The 22,562-nt window shown below is 63.7% G+C and carries 19 protein-coding genes; 12 read left to right on the forward strand and 7 right to left on the reverse strand.

Features of this window, described 5'->3' with window-relative positions; translation table 11 throughout:
• The 3 genes from CR103_RS24110 to CR103_RS24115 all read left to right on the forward strand — a co-directional run.
• A partial coding sequence (locus CR103_RS24110; RefSeq protein ID WP_143752585.1) for an integrase core domain-containing protein occupies nucleotides 1–308 on the forward strand: 308 nt, incomplete at its 5' end.
• 724 nt (nucleotides 309–1,032) lie between these two features.
• The gene (locus tag CR103_RS12075; RefSeq protein WP_099916240.1) at nucleotides 1,033–1,581 is read left to right on the forward strand and encodes a YkgB family protein; all 549 of its coding nucleotides are present in this window, start codon (nucleotides 1,033–1,035) and stop codon (nucleotides 1,579–1,581) included.
• Between the two features lie 77 nt (nucleotides 1,582–1,658).
• The gene (locus tag CR103_RS24115; protein ID WP_099916241.1) at nucleotides 1,659–2,036 is read left to right on the forward strand and encodes a transposase; all 378 of its coding nucleotides are present in this window, start codon (nucleotides 1,659–1,661) and stop codon (nucleotides 2,034–2,036) included.
• Between the two features lie 51 nt (nucleotides 2,037–2,087).
• On the opposite strand, the gene CR103_RS24120 is transcribed toward CR103_RS24115, so the two are convergent.
• Nucleotides 2,088–2,351: a hypothetical protein gene (locus CR103_RS24120; protein WP_370659438.1), complete on the reverse strand. Its 264-nt coding sequence runs from the start codon at nucleotides 2,349–2,351 to the stop codon at nucleotides 2,088–2,090.
• A gap of 165 nt (nucleotides 2,352–2,516) precedes the next feature.
• Here CR103_RS24120 and CR103_RS12085 point away from each other — a divergent pair, with 165 nt between their 5' ends.
• Nucleotides 2,517–3,920: a metallophosphoesterase family protein gene (locus CR103_RS12085; protein WP_099916242.1), complete on the forward strand. Its 1,404-nt coding sequence runs from the start codon at nucleotides 2,517–2,519 to the stop codon at nucleotides 3,918–3,920.
• Here the strand turns inward: CR103_RS12085 and CR103_RS12090 are convergent.
• The 4 genes from CR103_RS12090 to CR103_RS12105 all read right to left on the reverse strand — a co-directional run bounded on the left by CR103_RS12090 (nucleotide 3,891) and on the right by CR103_RS12105 (nucleotide 10,443).
• Nucleotides 3,891–7,106 carry an efflux RND transporter permease subunit gene (locus tag CR103_RS12090; protein WP_229443030.1) on the reverse strand — a complete coding sequence of 1,072 codons (3,216 nt, stop codon included), beginning with the start codon at nucleotides 7,104–7,106 and terminating at the stop codon, nucleotides 3,891–3,893. The two genes, CR103_RS12085 and CR103_RS12090, sit on opposite strands and share 30 nt — an antisense overlap.
• Nucleotides 7,103–8,623 (reverse strand): efflux RND transporter periplasmic adaptor subunit, encoded by a 1,521-nt coding sequence (locus tag CR103_RS12095; RefSeq protein WP_099916243.1) that lies wholly within the window; start codon nucleotides 8,621–8,623, stop codon nucleotides 7,103–7,105. The genes CR103_RS12090 and CR103_RS12095 overlap by 4 nt, the downstream gene beginning before the upstream one ends.
• Complete coding sequence (locus CR103_RS12100; protein WP_099916244.1) at nucleotides 8,620–9,954, reverse strand: TolC family protein; 1,335 nt, start codon at nucleotides 9,952–9,954, stop codon at nucleotides 8,620–8,622. The genes CR103_RS12095 and CR103_RS12100 overlap by 4 nt, the downstream gene beginning before the upstream one ends.
• A gap of 78 nt (nucleotides 9,955–10,032) precedes the next feature.
• Complete coding sequence (locus CR103_RS12105; protein ID WP_143752586.1) at nucleotides 10,033–10,443, reverse strand: hypothetical protein; 411 nt, start codon at nucleotides 10,441–10,443, stop codon at nucleotides 10,033–10,035.
• Between the two features lie 214 nt (nucleotides 10,444–10,657).
• On the opposite strand from CR103_RS12105, the gene CR103_RS12110 reads away from it, so the two are divergent.
• Nucleotides 10,658–11,290 carry a DUF1294 domain-containing protein gene (locus CR103_RS12110; RefSeq protein WP_099916304.1) on the forward strand — a complete coding sequence of 211 codons (633 nt, stop codon included), beginning with the start codon at nucleotides 10,658–10,660 and terminating at the stop codon, nucleotides 11,288–11,290.
• A gap of 101 nt (nucleotides 11,291–11,391) precedes the next feature.
• Entirely contained in the window at nucleotides 11,392–12,609 is a 1,218-nt protein-coding gene (locus tag CR103_RS12115) for a pyridoxal phosphate-dependent aminotransferase (RefSeq protein WP_099916246.1), read from the forward strand.
• A 3-nt stretch (nucleotides 12,610–12,612) separates the two neighbouring features.
• Here CR103_RS12115 and CR103_RS12120 read toward each other — a convergent pair whose 3' ends face one another.
• Nucleotides 12,613–13,077 (reverse strand): RrF2 family transcriptional regulator, encoded by a 465-nt coding sequence (locus CR103_RS12120; RefSeq protein ID WP_099916305.1) that lies wholly within the window; start codon nucleotides 13,075–13,077, stop codon nucleotides 12,613–12,615.
• 291 nt (nucleotides 13,078–13,368) lie between these two features.
• Here CR103_RS12120 and CR103_RS12125 point away from each other — a divergent pair, with 291 nt between their 5' ends.
• Nucleotides 13,369–14,364, forward strand: a complete 996-nt coding sequence (locus CR103_RS12125) for a diacylglycerol/lipid kinase family protein (RefSeq protein ID WP_099916247.1) — start codon at nucleotides 13,369–13,371, stop codon at nucleotides 14,362–14,364.
• A 9-nt stretch (nucleotides 14,365–14,373) separates the two neighbouring features.
• Here CR103_RS12125 and CR103_RS12130 read toward each other — a convergent pair whose 3' ends face one another.
• The gene (locus CR103_RS12130; RefSeq protein ID WP_099916248.1) at nucleotides 14,374–14,823 is read right to left on the reverse strand and encodes a pyridoxamine 5'-phosphate oxidase family protein; all 450 of its coding nucleotides are present in this window, start codon (nucleotides 14,821–14,823) and stop codon (nucleotides 14,374–14,376) included.
• Nucleotides 14,824–14,948: 125 nt separating this feature from the next.
• Between CR103_RS12130 and CR103_RS12135 the strand changes: the two genes are divergently transcribed.
• The 5 genes from CR103_RS12135 to CR103_RS12155 all read left to right on the forward strand — a co-directional run bounded on the left by CR103_RS12135 (nucleotide 14,949) and on the right by CR103_RS12155 (nucleotide 22,549).
• On the forward strand, nucleotides 14,949–16,169 hold the full coding sequence (locus CR103_RS12135; protein WP_099916249.1) for an acetate/propionate family kinase: 1,221 nt from the start codon (nucleotides 14,949–14,951) through the stop codon (nucleotides 16,167–16,169).
• Nucleotides 16,166–18,505 carry a phosphoketolase family protein gene (locus CR103_RS12140; RefSeq protein WP_099916250.1) on the forward strand — a complete coding sequence of 780 codons (2,340 nt, stop codon included), beginning with the start codon at nucleotides 16,166–16,168 and terminating at the stop codon, nucleotides 18,503–18,505. The genes CR103_RS12135 and CR103_RS12140 overlap by 4 nt, the downstream gene beginning before the upstream one ends.
• Before the next feature lie 67 nt (nucleotides 18,506–18,572).
• The gene (locus CR103_RS12145; RefSeq protein ID WP_099916251.1) at nucleotides 18,573–19,994 is read left to right on the forward strand and encodes a pyridoxal phosphate-dependent decarboxylase family protein; all 1,422 of its coding nucleotides are present in this window, start codon (nucleotides 18,573–18,575) and stop codon (nucleotides 19,992–19,994) included.
• Between the two features lie 42 nt (nucleotides 19,995–20,036).
• Complete coding sequence (locus CR103_RS12150) at nucleotides 20,037–20,720, forward strand: SOS response-associated peptidase (protein WP_099916252.1); 684 nt, start codon at nucleotides 20,037–20,039, stop codon at nucleotides 20,718–20,720.
• A gap of 326 nt (nucleotides 20,721–21,046) precedes the next feature.
• A complete protein-coding gene (locus tag CR103_RS12155) occupies nucleotides 21,047–22,549 on the forward strand; it encodes a sensor domain-containing diguanylate cyclase (protein WP_218968478.1) in 1,503 nt (500 codons plus the stop codon).
• The last annotated feature ends 13 nt before the right edge of the window (nucleotides 22,550–22,562 follow it).

Here is a 22,562-nt window from a genome sequence, read left to right on the forward strand (position 1 = left end):
AATACCGACCCGGCTTCCCGGCCCGGTTCCAGTCGATCGAGGAGGCACGATCCTTCTGCCAAACGTTCTTCGCCTGGTATAACAACGAACATCGCCACTCCGGCATCGGCTACGTGACGCCGGCGGCCATGCACGCAGGCGTTGCTACCGCGATCTACGATCAGCGCGCAATCGTTCTGCAAGACGCCTTTACACGCCATCCCAACCGATTCAAACATCGGCAGCCACGCCCGCCCGCATTGCCAACTGTGGCCGGCATTAACATGCCAAAATCGGCACCGGAAAGCGGAGGGAATACAGAGAATTAGACACTAAACTCATCAATTTCATTGTCTCAAAGCGATTGACACATTCCGGGTGCGCGCAGGCACCAAGCGCTATTCCTTATGGCTCGGCGACCAACGGCTGATCCGCGCAGAGCAGTCCGGCCCGCGCGGGCGGGTTAGGATTAAGCTGCCGCGAGCCGGCGCGGACAATGAAGCTGAAGAGGCCAGCTACGGATGGGTACATGATCCCACGAGTCTAGACATCTATGCCGTTTCGAGTGGAACTTTGTACTGCAGCGGAAGCGTGGTGCTGCCAAATCGTGTGAATTCCCCCCTAACCCCGCCCCCGAGGGCGGGGAAGTCCTTGCCGCCGGACGGGCTCGTGGGCTGGATGCAAAACCCGCATCCGACCCTAAGCCCTTGAGCGTAAGGGCATTTTCGACGCCGTCAAGGGCTCGCTGCGCCGGGCGTCGCCCGCCCTTGACTACACCGAAAACGCCGTTGCTGCGGCGGCGTGCCAATGAGCAACGGGCCTGGGCGGGAAAAATGCGACCTGTCAAGTTCCACTCGAAACGACATTGGGCCAGAAGTTGCCTCCTGCCCCCCCGCACAGATCCCTGCGAGCGGCACTACCGCACAAGGCTCTATAATCAAATCTCTAGCTCTAGCTCCAGAAACCGATGGTATCCTCCGCACCTAGTTTAAGATATCTCCTAGGGAACATTGATTAATTCAGCGCATCCCTAGTTTTATAAGGAAAACTATTATGTCCCGCGACACAAATTCCTCCATTAATACACGAGCAGTCCTGCCGCGTTCCCAATCTGCCGAAGTGCTCAGTGCGAGACTGGAAGCGGTGGGCGTCAAAAGCATTTTCATTGCATTGGCTGTCATTTATTTCTGGTTCGGCGGCATGAAGTTCACCAGTTATGAAGCACAAGGACTGGTACCGCTTGTCTCAAACAGTCCGGTACTCGGATGGCTTTATGGAATTTTCTCGGTGCGTACCTTCTCCTCTTTGCTCGGCGTACTGGAGATTTCCATTGGCGTACTGATACTTGCCCGCTTCCTGTCCCCGAAGCTGTCCGCACTAGGCGCGTTCCTGTCTGCAGGTCTCTTTGTCATAACATTGACGCTCATGGCTTCCACGCCGGGTGTATTCGAGCCAAGCATAGGGTTTCCTGGTCTTTCTGTGATGCCCGGCCAATTTTTGCTGAAAGATTTTGGACTACTCGCGGCTTCCGTCTTCGCTTTCGGCAATTCACTTAAAGCGATTGCCACCGGGTCGGCAATCAGGGGCGATCTCAACAATTAAGGCAACCTCTACCCCCCGCCGCATCTGCGACGAAGTCGGTAAAATTCTGATACCGACCTGAACGAGGAGCCCGACCGATGATGATGCCCAAGCCCAGCCTGTTTGCCGAAGAAGAACGTGGCAACCGACGTTCGAAGCTGGGCGATCCACTCATCGACGCTTCGCTGGTACAGGCACCGGTGCAGCGCAACAAGCGCGAGGAAGCCGACACAGTCAAGGAAGGCACCGTGCCGATTGCCTGGAAGGCGCACAAGCGAGCCCAAAAAGACGTCGACGCCAAGTGGACGAAGAAGCATGGCAAGAGCCACTTCGGCTACAAGCTTCACGCAAGCATCGACAAGCGCCACAAGCTCGCGCGTAAAGTGATCATCTCCAACGCCGCCGTGTCCGACAGCGTCGTGTTTGAAAATCTGCTCGATCCGAACAACACCAGCCGCGACGTCTATGCCGACTGAGGTTACCCGAGCGCCGAGCCTGAAGCGACGCTCACAGCGGCTGGATAGCGCTTACAAATCCAGCGCAAAGGAAGTGCCAACAAGCCGATCTCCGAGACACAAAAACAGCGCAACCGCCGTATCGCCACACCAAGTGCTCGCATCGAACACGTCTTCGGCGCCATGCGTCACATGGGTGGAAAACTCGTGCGTTGCATGGGAATCGTGGGCGCCACCTTCTCGCTGCACCTCAAAACTGCCAGCTACAACTTGCAGCGACTCGTCTATTTGAAAGAACGAGGCATCAAAGCGTTCTAAACGCGCAAGCAGCGTCAAACCGCGCCGCCAACCGCGTGGTAAGGCTTGCCGAAGCAGCCAGTCGACTGATAAGAGTTACTTAAATCAGCAGTAAAATCGAACGCGCGTCACGCAGCCGATCTTGACTGCCGGCCTTACTACGGAAAAGTCCGGTTATTCGAGGTGGCCTTATACTGATCCGCCATGCCCCCACTGTTTTCAGTATCTGTCCGTGGCGCCCTGCTCGCCGCCTTCGCCACGCTGTCCGGCTGCGCCGCGCTGGCCCCGCAGCCGACACTGTCGTCGTTCGTCGTGATGGGCGAAGACGGTGCCGGCGTGGCGCGGGTGCTGACCGCGGGCGCCGCCTGCCCAACGATCCGCATGGATGGGGTTGACGTCGTCATGTCGGTACGCTCGCCTGCTGCAACCATCGCCCAGCGGCCGACCGTGTCGCTGCCAAAGGACTCCAAGCCAAGCGCGTTTCCCGTGCTCGCCTGCGAAGCGCGGATCCCGGCGGGCACCGCGCGGGCCTCGGTGGGCGGGCAATCGCTGCCGCTGCCGCGCGCCAGTCCCGAACGCATTGTCGTCATCGGCGACACCGGCTGCCGGCTCAAAAACACCGGCGACTACCAGGATTGCAACCGCCCTGACGCTTACCCGTTCGCCCGCATCGCCGCCCTCGCCGCTGCCTGGAAGCCGGACCTGGTGGTGCACGTGGGCGACTACCACTACCGCGAAAACGCCTGCCCGGCCGACCGCCCGGGTTGCGCCGGCAGCCCCTGGGGCTATGGCTGGGACACCTGGGACGCCGACTTTTTCACCCCCGCGTCAAGCCTGCTGAAGGCGGCGCCGTGGGTCATGGCGCGCGGTAACCACGAATCGTGCGCGCGCGGAGGCCAGGGGTTCCTGCGTTTCCTCGACCCACGCCCCTTGCAGAACGGGCGCGACTGCAACGAGGCCGCCAACGACGGCATTGGCGACTTCAGCGACCCGTACCCGGTCGCGCTTGGCGATGGCGCCCAGTTGATCGTGTTCGACACCTCCAGCACCACCTACAAGGAACTGGCGCCGCTTGACGCGCGCATGGCGAAATTTGCCGACAGCTACCGCAAGATGGAAGCGCTGTCGCGCCAGGCGCCATACAACATCGCCGTCTTCCACCATCCGATCCTCGGTTTCGGCGCGACCCGCGACAAGTCCGGCGCGGTGTCGTTGTTAAACGGCGACAAGGGTTTGCAGGACGCCTTCGGCACCATCGACCCGGGCCTGATGCCGAAAGCGGTCAAGGCGGTGCTGTCCGGCCACGTCCACTTGTGGCAACAGGTCAGTTTTTCGAGCGCTCATCCCACCCAGTTCATCAGCGGTTTTTCCGGTACCCTCGAAGACATCGTACCGTTGCCGGAGACGCTGCCGGAAACCGCCCAGCCGGCCCCCGGTGCAATGGTCGAGACCCTCAGTTCCTGGGTCGACGGCTTCGGCTACATGACGATGGAACGCACCGACGCTGAGCAGTGGGCGGTAAAAGTGTGGGATACCGAAGGCAGGGTGCGCAACACTTGCACCCTCACCGGCAGCAAGTCAAGGTGCGTCAAGCGGCAGGTCTACTAACCCGGGACTCTTACCGGTTTGACCGTCAACGTCTGTCAGGGCAAGCGTTGCGCGAAGCTGCCTGCGGCGCATCAACAGGTAAAGCGCGGGCACCACGAACATCGACAGCAGCGGCGCGGTGATCATCCCGCCCACCATCGGGGCGGCGATGCGCTGCATGACTTCGGAACCTGTGCCCGAGCCGATCATGATCGGCACCAGGCCGGCGATGATCACCGCTACCGTCATCGCCTTCGGCCGCACCCGCAGCACGGCGCCTTCCCGGATGGCGTCCAGCAAATCGGCCTCGCATGGCCTGCCTTTTACCGGCCCTCGTGCGAGTTTGGCCTCCCAGGCATGCTTCAGGTACAGCAGCATGATCACGCCGAATTCGGCCGACACGCCGGCCAGCGCAATGAAGCCAACGCCGCTCGCCACCGACAGGTTGTGGCCCAGCGCCCACAACAGCCAGACGCCGCCCGCCAGGGCGAAAGGCAGCGTGGCCATGATCAGCGCCGCCTCGTCGATGCGTTTGAACGTCAGGTACAGCAGCACGAAGATGATGAGCAAGGTCGCCGGAACGACGACCTTCAGTTTTGCCGTCGCCCGTTCCAGGTATTCGAACTGCCCGGACCAGGACACGGAATAGCCGGGGGGCAGTTTCACTTCGCTGGCCACTGCCTGCTGCATGGCGTGCACGGCCGAGCTCAGGTCGCGCCCACGGATGTCGACGTAGACCCAGCCCGACAGGCGCGCGTTCTCGCTTTTGAGCATAGGCGGACCATCATTGATCCTGATCGCCGCGACGTCACCGAGCCGTATCTGGGCGCCGCGCCCGGTCAGTACCGGCAAGTCGCGCAGCTTTTCCACCGAGTCGCGTATCTCGCGCGGATAGCGGACATTGATCGGAAAACGCTGCAGCCCTTCTACCGTCTCGCCGATGTTGTCGCCGCCGATCGCGCTCGAAACGACGCTCTGCACGTCGGCGATGTTCATGCCATAGCGGGCCGCCGCATCGCGGTCGATCTTGACATCGATGTAGCGCCCGCCATTGAGCCTCTCGGCCAGCGCGGACGACACGCCCGGCAGCCGTTTGACCACCCGCTCGATCTCGCCCGTGATGCGGTCGATCTCCTGCAAACTGGCGCCGGCGACCTTTACTCCGACCGGACTCTTGATCCCGGTCGCCAGCATGTCGATGCGGTTGCGGATCGGCGGCACCCAGATGTTCGACAGCCCCGGCACCTTGACGACGCGGTCGAGCTCCTCGACCAGTTTGTCGGTCGTCATGCCTGCCCGCCACTGGTCGCGCGGCTTGAATTGGATGGTTGTCTCGAACATTTCCAGCGGCGCCGGATCGGTCGCCGACTCGGCGCGGCCGGCCTTGCCGAACACGCTTTCCACCTCCGGCACGGTTTTGATCAGGCGGTCCGTCTGCTGCAGCAGCTCGGCGACCTTGCCGCTCCCTAAGCCCGGCAAGGCGGACGGCATGTACAGCAAATCGCCCTCGTCCATCGGCGGCATGAATTCGCCGCCCAGGCGCGCCATGGGCCAGATCGTCGCAAGGGCGAACAGTGCGGCCAGCACCAGGGTTGCCTTCGGCCGGCGCAGCACGATTTCCAGCACAGGGCGGTAAAGCGCGATCAGCCAGCGGTTGAGCGGATTGCTTTGTTCGGCGGGAATCCGTCCGCGGATCAGGTAGCCCATCAAGACCGGGATCAGCGTGACCGCCAGGCCCGCCGCCGCCGCCATCGCGTACGTCTTGGTAAACGCCAGCGGCGCGAACAGGCGCCCCTCCTGCGCTTCGAGCGTAAATACCGGAATGAAGGACAGCACGATGATCAGCAGCGAAAAGAACAGTGCCGGGCCAACTTCGACGGCGGCGTCGCCGATGACGCGCCACTGCATCTCGCCGGCCAGCTTTTTGCCGGGATTGGCGCGGTTCCATGCTTCGATGTGCTTATGGGCGTTTTCGATCATCACCACCGCCGCATCGACCATGGCGCCGATGGCGATCGCGATGCCGCCCAGGGACATGATGTTGGCGTTGACGCCTTGATAGGACATGACGATGTAGGCGATCAGTATGCCAAGCGGCAGCGACACGATGGCGACCAGCGCCGAGCGGAGGTGAAACAGGAACAGCGCGCAGACGATGGCAACGACGATGAATTCCTCGATCAGCTTGGTTTGAAGATGATTGACCGCGCGCTTAATCAGCTTGGAACGGTCGTACACGGGGACGATTTCCACGCCGGCCGGCAGGCCCGGCTTGAGCATGGCCAGCTTGGCCTTGACGGCGTCGATCGTGCGCAGCGCGTTCTTGCCGGAGCGCATGATGATCACGCCGCCCGCCACTTCGCCCTCCCCGTTCAGGTCGGCTATGCCGCGCCGCATCTCCGGCCCGATCTGCACGCGCGCCACGTCGCCCAGGCGCACCGATACTCCGGCGTCCGTACTCGTCAGCGGTATGCTGCGAAAGTCGCTCAGGGACTGCAGGTAGCCGGACGCGCGCACCATGTACTCGGCCTCGCCGAGCTCGATCACCGCCCCCCCGGCTTCCTGGTTGGCGCGCTGCACCGCCTCGATCACCTTGCCGTGCGTGATGGAATAGGCGCGTAACTTGTCGGGATCGAGCACGATCTGGTACTGCCGGACCATGCCGCCGATACTGGCCACCTCCGACACATCGGGAACCGCCTTCAGCTCGAATTTCAGGAACCAGTCTTGCAAGGCGCGCAGCTGCGACAAATCGAGCTTGCCGCTACGGTCGACCAACGCGTATTGGTAAATCCAGCCCACGCCCGTGGCGTCGGGACCGAGCGCTGTCTTGGCCTGCACCGGCAGGCGCGCCTGGACCTGGCTCAGGTACTCGAGCACGCGCGACCTTGCCCAGTATGGATCGGTACCATCTGCGAACAGGACGTACACAAACGAATCGCCAAAAAAAGAATAGCCGCGTACGGTTTTGGCGCCCGGCACCGACAGCATCGTCGTCGTCAGCGGATAGGTGACCTGGTTCTCGACAATCTGGGGCGACTGCCCCGGATAGGTGGTGCGGATGATGACCTGCACGTCCGACAGGTCGGGCAGCGCGTCGAGTGGCGTTTTCGACAGCGACCAGATACCCCACGCCGTCACAAACACGCTCGCCAGCAGTACCAGGATGCGGTTCGCGATCGACCAGCGGATCAATTTTGCGATCATCGCTTCGCTCCCGCTGGCGTTGATGGCATGTTGATGGCGGCAATCGGGGTCATCGCGGCGATCTCGAAGCTGCCGTCGTTGCGCCGTATGACATCGAAGGCGACGCGCTCGCCCACGCTGACCTTGCCGGCCAAGCCCGCGGGCAGCTTGAACGGCATCGTCATCGGCCCCCACTGCAGGGAAGCAATCGGGCCATGCGAAATGGTGACCTCGTCTTTGCCGATACGCTCGACCCGGCCCTCGCCATGATGCAGCGGGGCCGGATTGGCGGTGTGCGGCGCTTCGGTGCTACGGTGCGCGGTTCCCTTCAAGCTGGCCTCGGAGTCGATCAGGAACTGACCGGATACGACGACTTTTTGCCCGAGGACCAGGCCTTTGCGGATCTCGGTCTGGCCGTTGTTTTCGCTGCCGGTCTCGACGTCGACAGGCATGAACCTGCCGCCTTCCCGGGCAAGCATGACGACGCTGCGCGTACCGGTCTGTATGACCGCCTCGGACGGCACCAGCAAGACGTCCATGCCGCCGTCGCTTGGGGCAAACGTCAGCGTGGCGAACATGCCAGGCACCAGTTTGCCGTTCGGGTTGGCCATCTCGATGCGTGCTTTCAGGGTGCGCGTCGCGGCGTCTATTTCAGGCACGATGGCGCCGACCTTGCCCGTAAAGACGCTCCCCGGCAGCGCCGGCGTCCGCGCTTCGACAGCATCGCCCGCACGCACCTTCGCCGCCACGTTTTCCGGCAGCTCGGCATTGATCCAGACGGAGCGGGTGCCGTTGATGCGGAACAGTTGCGCTCCCGCCGTCACGGTCATCCCCTCGCGCGCGCCAAGCTCGGCGATGACGCCGCCGACGGGCGCAAAAATCGTCAGGCGCGCATGCACCTTGCCGCTCGATTCGACCAGGCGCACCTGCTGGTCCGTCATGCCGGCCAGGCGCATGCGCTGGCGCGCGCCGTCGACCAGCGGCGCCATGCCGCTTCCCGCCATGCCACGCACCGCCAAAAATTCCTCCTGTGCGGCGATCCAGTCGGGCACGTACAACTCGGCCAGGCTCTGTCCTTTTTTTACCGGATCAAGCGGCGCGCGCACGTAAAGGCGCTCGACAAACCCGTTACTGCGCGCCTGCACCAGCGCCACATCGCGTTCGTTGTAGGCCACGTTTCCGACCGCGACAACGCCGGCGGACAACTTGCCGCTCGTCACAAGGGCCGTACGCATCCCCAGGTTCTGCTGGACTCGCGGGCTGATCGATACAGCGCCGTCAACCGCGTCGCCGCCGCTGCTGCCATACACCGGAACCAGTTGCATGTCCATGAAAGGCGATTTGCCCGGTTTGTCGAACCGCTGGCCGGGGACCATCGGGTCGTGCCAGTAAAGCGGCTGCGGCATCGCAAGCGCCCCCTTCGCCCCCTTCGACCCCTTCATACCCTGCTCCAGACCGAAGCGGTAAGCGCCGTAGCCAGCGGCCGCGGTCACCATGGCGATTGCGGCGATCAACGCCAGAACCTTGTTGTTCGTCATTTCGATTCCTTGCTGATCATGGTGCGATGTCCTTCGTTTGCGCGCTCGGGAAACAGGTAATTGAGTTTCGCCCATAGCCGCGCGGTATCCATCCGCAATTGGACCGCTTGCAGGCGCACCTCGGTCTCGTTGCGCCTGGCTGCGAGTACGTCGGTCAGCGTCGCTTTTCCGCCGCGGTAGCTTGCCAGGACCGCGCCCGTGCGAACGCCGGAGAGCGGTATCAATTCACGCTCGTAGCGGCCAACGCGTTCTTTTCCGCTTTCCCATTCGACGACCGTGGCGCGCGTTTCGGCGACGTGCTCGCGCAGCAGCTCGTCGCGTTCGGCCGCCACCTGGTCTACCGTGGCGAGCCTGGCGGCCAGCTCCCTGTCTTGCCGATGCGCGCGATCCCACTGCAGCGGCACGGATACGCCGACCGAGACCATGTTCGAGTAAGCAGAACCGCGCTGCTGGAACGCCACTTCCACGCTCCAGTCGGCGCGCTGGTTTGCGCGCGCCAGATTGGCGTCCGCCCGCGCCACCTCCTGCTGCCGGTTCAGTACCGCGACCTGCGGATGATGCGCGAGGGCCGTGTCGAGCGTGGCGCTATCGAGACGGATTTTGTCGAGTTCCGGTACTCCTTCCAAAACCTGGTCGCCGCTTGCACCGGTCCAGCGCGCGAGCATGACCCGGGCGACGTCGACACGGCGATCGATTTCACTGGCACGGTCGCCAAGCATCAGCAGCGCGGAGCGCGCCGCGAGAATATCGGCCCGTGTGCCGCGCCCGCCCCGGTAGGCTGCCTCGGCAGCGTCGATTTCCCGGCGCGCCTGGTCCGCTTGCTGGGCGACCAGCAGCGCCATCTGCTCGGTGTAATAGCGCTCCAGCCAGGCGATGGCCGTATCGCGCTGGATCGCCGCGAGGACGACATCTTTCTGCGCCTCGGTCTTTTGCGCCTCGCGCTCGAACCGCGCGGCGCGCCACTGCAGCTTGTCGGCGCGCGTGAGCTCTTGCGAAATGCCGAGCCGGCGCATGGTCATGAAGTCGCCGCCCAGGCTATAGCGGTCGGCACCGCTGACCGGCACATTGTCGATGCCTGCCTTTAACATGGGGTCAGGCCGCTGGCCAGCCGCGACAGCCATCTCGCGCGACCCGGCGATCGCCAGGTCCTGGGCCGTCAGCTGGCGCGAACGGGCGACCGCTTGTTGCTGGGCCTGCCCAAATGTGAGCGGCGGCGGGGCGGCGATCGCCTCGCCAAAGCTGGCGAAGACCGACACTATCAGCGTGGTGTGAGATACGAGGCGAAAACAGTTCGAGCGCAGGTGACCCTGCGCGAAGATTGGGGATGACATGGAACCTCCAGGGTGCGACGGACAACATCGCGCTCGCCGGCAAGGGCGACACGATGACGAATCAGGCAGCCTGGAACATCAGATTCTGAAGCAGCAATTGCGGATGGCAATCGGCGGGGCGCAGGTACGCGCCAAAGCGATCGGCGGGCGGGCCTGGCGGGCAACAGCAGGAGCAACAAGGTCGAAAAACTCCAGGTCCAACACCAGCACGACAGGCACGAACGGCGGCACATCGGGCACCGGCGTCTTGTCGAGCGAATGTTTGACGCTCTCACCATGCACATGCACGTGGCAAAGCGTCGGCTGCGCCGGATCGATACCGTCGCAGTGTGCCATGTCTGCTGGCATTGGCGTAGCCGAAGCGGCGTGGTGTTGATTTTCAGGCGACGTTCCCGGGCACACGTACGATGCCGCGGCAAGCTGCATGAACAGCATACCGAAGATCGCGACAATGGCTGTCAGTAGACGTAATGTGCGGGAAATTTTCATATACAACTGTAGACCGTAACCGATTTAGTCTACGCGGATGCAGCCCGGTTGTCAAACCGGGTAGCACCCTGAGCGACACCGTCAAAGGGAAACTGATGGTTCGCAGCGCCCCGTTGGCGCCCTGCCGTGAACGCAGTGCGAATGGTCAAATGAATAGTTGTTGATAAAAAAGACTCCGATTACACTGGCGCATCACAAAATGAATAAACCCACGATGAGAATCCAGAAAACGCCCCGGTACCAGGGAAAAATAACTTCCTGGAAGGCTGATCAAGGATTCGGTTTTATTGCCCAGAACGGCGGCGGACCGGCAGTCTTTGCGCACATAAAATCGTTTGCCATCAGAGGGATTCGCCCTGCCGAAAACGACATCGTCACCTATCAACTGACCATCAATAAAAATGGCCAGCCCCGTGCCGAAAATGTCGCTCTCGTGCGTGACGGGGCCTCACGTCAAGCCCGCCCTCATACCCGAACCGGCGCGCTGGTCGCCGCAACCGGTTTTCTCAGCCTGATGGCTGTTTTTGTCCTCGCTGGAGAATTGCCCCTTCTGGTCCTCGGCGTTTACCTTGGCGCCAGCGTTATCACGTTCATTGCCTACGCGGTCGATAAATCCGCGGCCCGGAACAATCATAGGAGAACCCGAGAAAGTACCTTGCACGCGTTGGGCCTCGTTGGCGGCTGGCCAGGCGCCCTGGTAGCGCAACAGGTACTGCGCCACAAATCGAAGAAGCAATCTTTTCGCACGGCATTCTGGTTGACGGTCGTCGTCAACTGCGGCGCACTGGGCTCGCTTTTGACGTCGCAGGGCGCCAGCGCACTCAGATCCATCTTCGGGTCAGCATAGGCCGGCTGATTCAGTTCGCCGCCCAACTGGCCCTTGAGCGGTTCGGCCCGCACGGATTCGTATAAGATGGCAGGCCCTACCAGCACCGATTGAATAACAGCATGTCGACAAACCCACCGGGCACTCCAGCACACCAGGCTTCGCGCGCGCTGCAAGTGGCGCAGCGCGTCCATTCGATCGAACCGTTCCACGTGATGGAAGTAGTCAAGGCGGCCAGCGCGCTGGCGCGCTGCGGCACTGACGTCATCAGCATGAGCGTGGGCGAACCGGATTTTACCGCCACCGAACTGGTGCAGCAGGCGGCGATCGATGCGATCCGCGCCGGCGCCACCCAATACACCGACGCGCTCGGCCTGCCCGCGTTGCGCGAGGCGATAGCCAGCCACTACGCCAGCGCCTACGGGGTCGACGTCGACCCACGCCGCATCATCGTCACCGCGGGCGCCTCGGCCGGACTGCTGCTGGCGTGCGCCGCGCTGGTCGACGTTGGCGACGAAGTGCTGATGCCCGACCCCTGCTATCCATGCAACCGCCACTTCGTCGCCGCCTTCGGCGGCAAGCCGGTATTGGTGCCGTCGAACGCGGCGCAGCGCTACCAGCTCACGCATGACGATGTGGAGGCGCGCTGGAGCGATCGCACTCGCGGCGTCATCGTCGCCTCGCCATCCAATCCTACCGGCACCTCGATGACCGGCCCGCAGATGCAGCAGATGCTGGCGGCAGTGCGCAAACGCGGCGGTTTTGCCATCATCGACGAAATCTACCAGGGCCTGTCGTACGATCATCCGCCCGTCAGCGCGCTGCACTTCGATGCCGACGTCATCACCGTCAACAGCTTTTCGAAGTACTTCAACATGACCGGCTGGCGGCTCGGCTGGCTGGTGGTGCCGCAGGCGCTCGTGCCGGCATTCGAAAAGCTGGCGCAGAACCTGTTCATCTGCCCGTCGACGATTGCCCAGCATGCGGCGCTGGCGTGCTTCCATCCCGACTCGATCGCCCTGTATGAGGAGCGGCGCCACGAATTCAAGCGCCGCCGCGATTTCCTGGTGCCGGCGCTGCGCGCCATCGGCTTCACCGTGCCGGTGATGCCGGACGGCGCCTTCTATGTCTACGCCGACATCAGCGCGGTCGCCCACAACGATAGCGGCGACAGTGCGGCATTCTGCCTAGACGTGCTGGGCAAAACCGGTGTGGCCATCGTGCCGGGCGCCGACTTCGGCTTGGCGGCGCCGGCCAGGCACGTGCGGCTGTCGTATGCGACGAAGCTGTCGCGCATCGAAGAAGCGGTCGGACGCATGGGCCGGCTGTTCGGACGCTGAGCGCTAGCCGGCCCTTGGTGCGCGCGGTGCGAAGACGACCGGGCTCGAGTGGCCCGGCTGCGGCTTGACGCCGACCAGCATGTCGGCCAGCGTCACGCCGTCGAGCACGTTCAGGTAAGCCGCGGTGGCCGCGCCGAGCACGCCCTTGAGCGTGCACGAGGTCGAATAGGCGCAGCCGACGTTGTCGGGATCGAAGCATTCGGCCATGTGGAAATCGGTCTCGGTACGGCGCACCACGTCGCCGATGTTGATGTCCGCCGGTTCGCGCCCCAGCCGCAGCCCGCCGTTGCGCCCGCGCAAGGTTTCGACCATGCCGGTCACGCCGAGCTGGTGCACCACCTTCATCAGGTGATTTTTCGAGATCGCATGCAGGTCGGCGATGTCCTGGATCGTCACCAGCCGGTCGCGGTTCATGCCGAGGAAAATCAGGCTGCGCAGCGCGTAATCGGTGTAGGTAGTCAGTCTCATTGCGTGCTCGCCGGCGTGCGTCATGATAAATCGAGTACCGAGTATATATGTTTGGCTCCCTCCAGTGCCCAATCCTCAAATTGCCATGGCGCATAACGCGGCGTGCAGCGTGTCCTGCTGCGCGGCGTGTGGATGCTGCGCGCATCAAATTAAACGAGGCAAGACGCGAGATGCGCGTTTTCGCCAGCCTGACAGGCTCGATGGAATCGAACGGGACTGATTTAAACTTGATGGGATAATAACGGCGGCGATTTGCCAAGTGATGATTGAACTGCCGGAACGACACCCGCAATGACACTACCCTCCAGTATTCATGAAGCCAACCGCCCGAACCTGCGGCGACCGTTCTTCATTGTCATGAACGCAGGTTCCGGCGCGCACAATGCGTCCGCCACCAAACAACAGCTGGAAAGCCTGATGCAGGAGCACGACCAGCCGCATGAGTTTCTGTCGTGCCCGCATCCGCGGCTCCTGCCTGACCGGATTGACGAGGCGGTACGTCGCGCTGGCGAGTGCGATGGCATTGTCGTGGCCGCAGGCGGCGACGGCACTATCCGCACGGTGGCGCAGCGTGTTGTTGCCGCGGGTTTGGCATTCGGCGTATTGCCAATGGGAACGTTTAACTATTTTGCGCGCGACAACAATTTGCCCCAGGACCCGCTTGCGGCGATAGAAGCACTGATGGCAAGCGCGCAGGCCGGAGATGAGCGCCTGGTACAGCTTGGGCAGCTCAACGACCAGGTCTTTCTCGTCAACGCCAGCATCGGCTTGTACCCGCAACTGCTGGAAGACCGCGAAGAAATGAAGCGGCGCTATGGCCGCAGCCGCCTGGTGGCACTATGGGCAGCCATGGTATCGCTGGTGCAACGGCAGACCGATATGCTGCTGCGCATCGAGCATTCCGGCGGGGAAGGAAAACACGATGCCGACGTCCTGCATGCCTGCACCCTGTTTGTTGGCAACAACGCGCTGCAACTTCAAGATGTGGGGTTGCTCGAGGCCGGGGAAGAGGCGCAACAATTGGCGGTACTCGTCATGCCGCCGGCACCGGTGCTGCATCACCTTGTACTGGCCCTGCGTGCAATGGTCGGGCGACTTTCCGGTTCAGAAAAAATTACGCAATTTAATTGCGCCCGCCTGATCGTAGAGCCGCTGGCACGCAAGCAACGCCGGCAAGTGAAGGTGGCGATGGATGGCGAAACCGCATGGATGAAACCGCCACTGGTATTCCACATTTCCCGGCGTCCCTTGCGCCTGGTCGCACCGCCGCGCGAGCGCGCTGCGTAAGCGCAATTGCTAAGCCAGCTCCTGCTCGGTGTGTCCGAATCCCTTCGAGTAGTCCAGTACCGAGATCACCTGCGGCACGATTTTAAGGAAGGCCATTTCTCCGGGCATCGCGGAATCGGTCCATTGGGCAACCTGCGGAAAACGCGCCAGCAGACGTGCCTTTGCCGCGTCGACCCCGGCGCCGTCTTCGATCACCTCGGCCAGCGCGCTCATCGACAGGCCCTTGATCTCGCGCCAGTCGTCGTACGGCAGGTTAATAGTCAGCGACACCTTGTTGTTATGGCGGACGTTGTTGGCCTTCTGGCTGTGCTTGCCGATGCCGACATACAGGTTCAGCCCGTCATGGGCAAAGCTGACCGTCGTCGCCTGCGGATAGCCGTCCAGGCGCACGGTCGCCAGGGTCAGGTCGTTGGCGTTGTCGATGACGTGCAGGACAAAATCCTTGAACATCTGGTCCATGTTGCCTCCGGTTTAGGTTGATCGCGGTCCTGATCATAGAAGCGCCAGGCGCTCGGCGACTTTGATCTACATCAAGGTATTTTCACAAGTGCGTCAATACACTTTCAAGCTTACCAGGAGCCCCGATGCCAACTTCCCCTCCCGACCACATCCTGGCGCTTAACGCCGGTTCCACCAACATCAAGTTCGCTTTGTTTCATCTTGACCAGGAGCGCGCCCCCGTGTTCGAGGGCTGCGTCGACGGCATCGGCGGCGGCAATGGCTGCTTTCGGGTCGCCGCCGCCAATCCCGAGCACTCTTTCGCGCGCCGCTTCGGCATTCCCGAGCGCTACAACGCGGCCCAGGTGCTGACCGACTGGCTGGTCGAGCATGTCGCGCCGGGGGCGCTGGCGGCGATCGGCCACCGCGTCGTGCACGGCGGTCCCGGCTACTGGGTGCCGCAGCTGCTCGATGCGGCTATCCGCCAGGACTTGCACAAGCTGACTCCGTTCGACCCGCAGCACTTGCCGCTCGAATTGCTGATGATCGACACGCTGGCGCAGAAATTTCCCGCCGCCCCACAGGTCGCCTGCTTCGACACCGCATTCCACCACGCCATGCCGCGCCTGGCGCGGATGGTGGCGATCCCGCGCCGCTACGAGGCCATTGGCGTGCGGCGTTACGGTTTCCATGGCTTGTCGTGCGCCTTCCTGGTCGACGAGCTCGAACGGCTGGCCGGGCGGCCGGCAGCGCATGGGCGGGTCATCCTCGCCCACCTCGGCGGCGGCGCCAGCATCACGGCGGTGCTGGACGGCAAAAGCGTCGACACCAGCATGGGCATGACGCCGGCCGGGGGACTGCCGATGTCGAGCCGCTCGGGCGACCTCGATCCGGGCCTGGCCTGGTACCTGGAGCGTACGGAGCAGCTTTCGCCGAAACAGTTCAACCACATGGTCAACCACGATTCCGGCCTGCTGGGAATCTCGGAGACCAGCGGCGACATGCAGGTGCTGCTGGCGGCCGAAAAGGACGACGTGCGGGCGGCGGAGGCCGTTGCGCTGTTTTGTTACCAGGCGCGCAAGACGGTGTGCGCCATGGCCGGCGCCCTGGCAGGGATCGATACGCTGGTGTTTTCGGGCGGCGTCGGCGAACACGCGGCGCAAGTGCGTGCGCGCATCTGCGACGGCCTCGGCTTTCTCGGCATCGTCCTCGACCCCGCCCGCAATGCGAACGATGCGGCCGTGATTTCGCCGGACGACAGCGCCGTCAGCGTGCGCGTGATCCATACCGACGAACAGCGCATGATCGCCCGCCAGGTCGGCCAGTTGCTTCAGGCACGCCAGGCAGGCGGCGCAGTGCTGCCATGAGCGATCAATCCCTGTTGGACAACATGCACGCGTACTGGCAGGCCGCCAACTACCTGTCGGTCGGCCAGATCTACCTGCAAGACAATGCGCTGCTGCGCGAGCCGCTGCAGCGCCGCCACGTCAAAGCGCGCCTGCTCGGCCACTGGGGCACCACGCCGGGCCTCAATTTCATTTACGTCCACCTGAACCGGGTCATCAAGGCGCACGACCTGTCGGTACTGTACGTGGCCGGCCCCGGCCACGGCGGTCCCGGCATGGTGGCCAATGCGTATCTGGAAGGCACCTACAGCGAAACCTATCCGGAAGTTGGCCAGGACGAAAGCGGCATGCGGCGCCTGTTCACCCAATTTTCCTTTCCTGGCGGCATACCCAGCCACGTGGCGCCGGAAACGCCGGGGTCGATCCATGAGGGCGGCGAATTGGGTTACTCGTTGTCGCACGCTTTTGGGGCCGCCTTCGACAACCCCGACCTGCTGGTCGCCTGCGTGGTCGGCGATGGCGAGGCCGAAACCGGGCCGCTGGCCACCGCCTGGCACTCCAACAAGTTCCTCAATCCGGCGCTTGATGGCGCCGTGCTGCCGATCCTGCACCTGAACGGCTACAAGATCGCCGGGCCGACGGTGCTGGCCCGCATCCCGCGCCACGAACTGGCGGCGCTGTTCCGCGGTTACGGCTACGAGCCGTTTTTCGTCGAGGGTGATGAGCCAGCCGCCATGCACCGGCTGATGGCCGATACGCTCGACGCCGTGACCGGACGCATCCGCCGCATCCAAGACGATGCCCGAGTGCGCGGCGTTACCAGCCGTCCTTGCTGGCCGATGATCATCCTGGTTTCGCCCAAAGGCTGGACCTGCCCGCCAACGGTCGACGGCAAGCAGGTCGAGGGCAGCTTTCGCGCCCACCAGGTGCCGATCGCTGACATGAACCAACCGGCCCACGTCGCGCTGCTCGAGCAATGGCTGCGCAGCTATCGGCCGCACGAGCGGTTCGACGAGCACGGCAAGCTGCGCGCCAACCTCGCAGAGCTGGCGCCGACCGGCACGCGCCGCATGAGCGCCAACCCGGTGGCCAATGGCGGCGCCCTGCTGGTCGACCTGGCGATGCCCGATTTTCGCCAGCATGCCGTGGCCGTGGCCGCACCCGGCGCGGTGGACACCGAATCGACCCGGATCCAGGGCTTGTTCATCCGCGACGTGATGCGGCTGAACATGCACAACTTCCGCGTCTTCAGCCCTGACGAGACCGCCTCGAACCGCTGGGACGCGGTGTTCGACGTCACCGCCCGCTGTTCGATGGCCGAGATCGACGAATCCGACGACAACGTGGCGCAAGACGGGCGCGTGATGGAGATGCTCAGCGAGCACCAGTGCGAAGGCTGGCTCGAAGGCTACCTGCTGACCGGCCGCCACGGCATTTTTTCGTGTTACGAGGCGTTCATTCACATCGTCGACTCGATGTTCAACCAGCACGCCAAGTGGCTCAAGTCGGCCAACCAGGTCGCTTGGCGCAACAGCGTGGCCTCGCTCAACTACCTGCTGACATCGCACGTCTGGCGCCAGGACCACAACGGCGCCAGCCACCAGGATCCCGGCTTTATCGACCACGTGATGAATAAAAAAGCGGAAATCGTCCGGGTCTACCTGCCGCCGGATGCCAATACCTTGCTGTCGGTGACCGACCATTGCCTGCGCAGCCGCAACTACATCAACGTAGTGGTAGCCGGCAAGCATCCGGCCCCGCAGTGGCTCGATATCGAAGCGGCCGTGCTGCACTGCCGCGCCGGCATCGGCGCCTGGGAGTGGGCCGGCACCGGCGAAGGCGATCCCGACCTGGTGATGGCGTGCGCCGGCGACGTGCCGACGCTGGAGGCGCTGGCCGCGACCCAACTACTGCGCGAGCATTTCCCGCTTTTGCTCGTGCGGCTGGTAAACGTCGTCGACCTGATGAAGCTGCAGTCGCCCGACGAACACACGCACGGCCTGGCCGATGAAGCGTTCGACGCCTTGTTCACGGCCGACAAGCCGGTGATCTTCGCCTACCACGGCTACCCGGCCCTGATCCACCGCCTGACTTACTCGCGCGCCAATCACGGCAACCTCCACGTGCACGGCTTCAAGGAGGAAGGCACCACCACCACGCCGTTCGACATGGTCGTGCTCAACGGCCTGGATCGTTTCAGCCTGTTCGCCAACGCCGTGTCGCGCCTGCCGCAGCTATCGGATCATGTGGCCGGCGTGCGCCGGTTTGTGCACGAAAAGCTGCGCGCGCACCGCGCGTATATCGTCGAACACGGCGAGGACATGCCGGAGATTCGCAACTGGCGCTGGCGTGCCTGAGCAGACAATCGGGCCGGTCCGGGCCGGGAGAGTACAGTCGTGCGCCAACTTGTTTCGGACCTTCCGCATGAATGAGCCCTCCGCTTTCCGCCCCGCCCTCGAACACGCGCTGCGCCATTCGCTGGCCCACCTGGACAACCTCAAACACGGCCCGGTGGGCGCCATCGCCAGCCTGGCTACCCTGCGCGAACGGCTTGGCAAGCCGCTCGGCGATGACGGCATGGCGGCCGAACAGGTGATCGACGAGCTGATGCGAGATACCGCCGGCGGCATCCTGGGCAGCGCCGGCGGGCGGTTCTTCGGCTGGGTCATCGGCGGCGCGCTGCCGGCAGCGCTGGCGGCCGACTGGCTCACCAGCGCCTGGGACCAGAACGCCGCCTCGTATGCGTGCGGGCCGGCCGCAGCCGTCATCGAAGAAGTGTGCGGTGCATGGCTGAAGGGCTTGCTGGGCCTGCCCGGCAGTGCCACGTTCGCGCTGACCAACGGCTGCCAGATGGCGCATGTCACCGCGTTGGCCGCCGCGCGCAACGCCCTGTTGGCGCGGCGCGGCTGGGACGTCGAACGCGACGGCCTGTGCGGCGCCCCTTCGATCCGCATCATCAGCGGCGACCAGTACCACGCCAGCATCACGCGCGCGGCGCGCCTGCTTGGCCTGGGCACCCGCGCCGTCACCGGCCTGCCGGTCACACGCGCCGGCCAGCTCGACGCGGCCACGCTGGAGCGCGCGCTGCTAGACGCGCCCGACGCGCCGACCATCGTGCTGCTGCAAGCGGGCGATTTGAACATCGGCGCTTACGACAACTTTGCTGAACTGGTGCCGCTGGCGCACCGCCACGGCGCCTGGGTCCACGTCGACGGCGCCTTCGGCCTGTGGGCAAACGCCAGCGCGCGCCACCGCCACCTGCTGGCCGGCGTCGAGCTGGCCGACTCGTGGGCCACCGACGGCCACAAGTGGCTCAACGTACCCTACGACAGCGGCTTCGCGTTTGTCGCCGACGGCCAAGCGCACCGCAACGCGATGTCGTACGCGGCCAGTTACATCGCCACCAACGAACAGGTGCGTGAGCAAAGCGACTGGAATCCCGAATGGTCGCGCCGCGGGCGCGGCATCGCCGCCTACGCCGCGCTGCGCCAGCTCGGGCGCGGCGGCGTCGAGGCGCTGGTCGATCGCTGCTGCGATAGCGCGCATGCGCTGGTGACCGGCATCGGCGCGCTGCCGGGCGCCACCGTCATGTGGGAGCCGCGCATCAACCAGGGCCTGGTGCGCTTTCTCGACCCGGCGCCGGGCGCCCTCGAGCGCGACCATGACGCGTGGACCGACGCCGTCACGGCCGCGGTGCTGGCCGACGGCGAGGCGCTGTTCAGCAACTCGACCTGGCGCGGCAAACGCTGCATGCGGGTCTCGGTGTGCAACTGGCAGACCGACGCGCGCGATGTCGCGCGGGCCATCGCCGCGGTGGCGCGTGTGTTGGAAGCGAAAAACAGCTAGGGCACGCGCGACTCGCGCGCAAAAAAGCGTTACCATAATTCCATGTGCGCCAACTACACCCCCAGCCGACTCGACGCGATCAGCCAGCACCACGGCGTTGAGCGCGCGCTGTTCAATTTTCCAGCCGAAGCGTTTCCAGGCTATATGGCGCCGATCCTGCGCGAGGCGCACGGCCTTGCCGGCCACGCCGAGTGCGTGCCGGCGATGTTCGGCATGGTGCCGCACTGGGCCGATACCAAGCTGGCGCGCCAGACCTACAACGCGCGCACCGAAACGGTCGCCATCAAGCCGTCGTTTCGCAACGCGTGGAAACGCAACCAGTTCTGCATCATCCCGGCGGAAAATATTTACGAGCCCAGTTACGAGACCGGCAAACCGGTACGCTGGCGGATCTGTCACGCCGCTCGGCAGCCGCTGGCCATCGCCGGCATCTGGGAGTGGCGCCCCAGCGGCCCCGACGGCCTGCCGCTGCTGTCGTTCTCGATGCTCACCATTAACGCCGACGGCCATCCGCTGATGGACCGCTTCCACAAACCGGGCGACGAAAAGCGCATGCTGGTGCTGCTCGAACCGGCGCACTATCACGGCTGGCTCGAAGGCAAACTGGTCAATGAGGCCGAAGTCTATCGTCCCTTCCCGGCCGACCGGCTCGTCGCCACCGCCGATCCGCTGCCGCCGCGGACAAAAATCAAAGCGAAGACAATGGTCGAAACGTCATTGTTCTGACCTGGTTGTTCCGGTCTTGTTGTTCCGACCGGCACTAACGGCAAGAATCCGTGATTTCTCACGCGTGGATATTTCCGTGTGGAATGAAGTTTGGTACCATACAGGTGCGCCCGCTATGTGCGCGACGCAGTTTCGGGTACTTCCCATCGGTTTCCTGAATTTTCCACCCGGCAGCATTTGATTCGATTCGGTCGCGCCAAATAGCCTGCGCTACACGCGAGCGCAGCGACACAACCCAACACATTTTCTTGATGACTGCTTCCAGATCAACCGCCGCTTCCACCTCACCAACATTGCACCGCCGCTCGGCGACGCGGCTTGCGGTGATGTTTTTGGCCCTGGTTTGCCTGTCGCTGGCGGCCGTCCAGGGTTGGGGCAGTTATTCGTCCCGCGCCACCGACCTGAGAGAAGCGAACACCTCTACGGTCAACATGGCGCGTGCGCTGTCCGACCATGCCGAAGCCTCCATCGATCTGGTCGGCACCATTTTATCAAGCGTGGTCGAACGGTTTCAAGCCGGCGAACTGGGCAACGATCGCCAGCGCTTTCAACGATTCCTGGTGTCGATGACGCAGCGCACGCCCTCATTGCAGGGACTGCATTTATACGATGCCGCGGGAAACTGGGTGCTCAATTCACTGCCAGCGACCGCACTGAAAGGCAACAACGCCGACCGCGAGTACTTTATTTACCACCGTACCCATACCGACCTATCGCCGCGCCTCGGTAATCCGTTGCGCAGCCGTTTCAACGGTGTGTGGGTGTTGCCGGTCTCGCGGCGGCTTGACAATCCGGACGGCAGCTTTGCCGGGGTCGCGCTGGCGACGATCGAGATCGATTTTTTCAGGAAGTTCTACGAAAGCTTCAACATTGGCGAAAAAGGCACGATCTTCCTCGCTCTCGACACCGGCTCGTTAGTCGTGCGCCGACCGTTCAGGGAAAAAGACATCGGCCTCGATATCAGCGGCGGGCCTGTCTTTACGCTGTGGAAGCAAAGCGGCGAGCCTACCGGCAGCGCCATCCTAGTCGCGCGCATCGACCATGTCGAGCGGCTCTATACTTATCGCCACCTGCGCCAGTACCCGCTGCTCATTGCGGTCGCTCTGTCGAAACAGGAAGTACTGGCGCGCTGGCGCACCGACACCATCGCCAGCGCCGCCGGCACGCTGATCCTGCTCGCCGCCTTGCTGTGGCTCGGCGCGCGCATGATCCGCCAGATGATTCAAACCGGCCAGCTGCAGCGCGAACTGCGCGACGCCAAGACCGCGCTCGAGGCGAACAACGCCGCACTGCAGTTGCTGGCGCTGAGCGACGGCCTGACGGGCCTGGCGAACCGGCGCCATTTCGACCAAAGCCTCGACGCCGAATTCAAGCGCGCGATGCGCGACGGCTCGCCGCTTGCGCTGGTGATGTTCGACGTCGACTACTTCAAGAAATTCAACGATCAACACGGCCACGTCCAAGGCGACGCCGCCCTGCAAATGGTCAGCCGGGCGATGCTGGCCGGCCAGCGCCGCCCGGCTGATGTCGCCGCCCGCTTCGGCGGCGAGGAATTCGCCATGCTGCTGCCCGACACCGAGCCGGGCGGCGCGCTGGCGGTCGCCGAGTCGATCCGCGCGGCGATTGCAGCGGCCCAATTCCCGCATGGCGCCAGCCCGTTTCGCATCCTCACCATCAGCGCCGGCGTGCATTCCATGATCCCGCAGCGCGGCCAGAACGCCCGCGCATTGGTCGAGGCGGCCGACCGCGGCTTGTACCGGGCCAAGGCGCAGGGGCGCAACAGTGTCTGCGCCGAGCAGTTGGAAGACGCATCGCAGTTGGAAGCGTAGCGGGCAAGTCAGG

Source organism: Massilia psychrophila, assembly GCF_002760665.1.
Lineage (GTDB): Bacteria > Pseudomonadota > Gammaproteobacteria > Burkholderiales > Burkholderiaceae_D > JAFCUW01.